The following is an 884-nucleotide window of genomic DNA, read 5'->3' on the forward strand; positions in this document are numbered from 1 at the left end:
GATCGCGGCGCTGCATGTCGAGGGAGCGCGGGCGCAACTGCCGCCGTCGTCCGCCGGCTTGTAACCCATGAAACAGGCCTATGTAACGCTGCTCAGAGTGAGATGACCCGGACCAGATCCTCGAGCCCGGCGAAATCGTCACCATTGCGGGTGTAGAGGTCGAGATTGTGCGCGTGGGCAGTGGCGGCAATCAGGAGGTCCGCTACGCGGCTCCGCGGCTTCCGCCGTTGCCCCGCTACCGAGGCCACCACCAGCCCGTAACTGCGGGCGGCCGCCCCGTCAAAGGGGATTGGCTCGAACCTGGATTCAACCTCCTGCAGGCGCATCTGGCGCTTCGCAGCTTCACCCGGGCTGCTTGCGAGGTGAGGGCCGGCAGCGAGCTCGGCAGCGGTAGCCAGCTCACCGGGTTTGATCCTTCCAAGCCACAGGATGCGGCGACCGTGATCGCGGCGCTGCATGTCGAGGGAGCGCGGGCGCAACTGCCGCCGTCGTCCGCCGGCTTGTAACCCATGAAACAGGCCTATGTAACGCTGCTCAGAGTGAGATGACCCGGACCAGATCCTCGAGCCCGGCGAAATCGTCACCATTGCGGGTGTAGAGGTCGAGATTGTGCGCGTGGGCAGTGGCGGCAATCAGGAGGTCCGCTACGCGGCTCCGCGGCTTCCGCCGTTGCCCCGCTACCGAGGCCACCACCAGCCCGTAACTGCGGGCGGCCGCCCCGTCAAAGGGGATTGGCTCGAACCTGGATTCAACCTCCTGCAGGCGCATCTGGCGCTTCGCAGCTTCACCCGGGCTGCTTGCGAGGTGAGGGCCGGCAGCGAGCTCGGCAGCGGTAATTGCTGAAATTGCAGCCTCGTCCGGCAGAGCTGCCGCAACGGCGGGGG

At 66.6% G+C, this 884-nt stretch carries 2 protein-coding genes; both read right to left on the minus strand.

The window, feature by feature from the left end:
* Positions 1–92: 92 nt before the first annotated feature.
* Positions 93–479 carry a PIN domain-containing protein gene (locus X803_RS0113495; RefSeq protein WP_216699065.1) on the minus strand — a complete coding sequence of 129 codons (387 nt, stop codon included), beginning with the start codon at positions 477–479 and terminating at the stop codon, positions 93–95.
* A gap of 55 nt (positions 480–534) precedes the next feature.
* The coding region (locus X803_RS20060; protein ID WP_084033767.1) for a type II toxin-antitoxin system VapC family toxin at positions 535–884 on the minus strand (350 nt) is incomplete at its 5' end.

Source organism: Arthrobacter sp. 35/47 (assembly GCF_000520475.1).
In the GTDB taxonomy this organism is placed as follows: Bacteria; Actinomycetota; Actinomycetes; order Actinomycetales; family Micrococcaceae; genus Arthrobacter_D; species Arthrobacter_D subterraneus.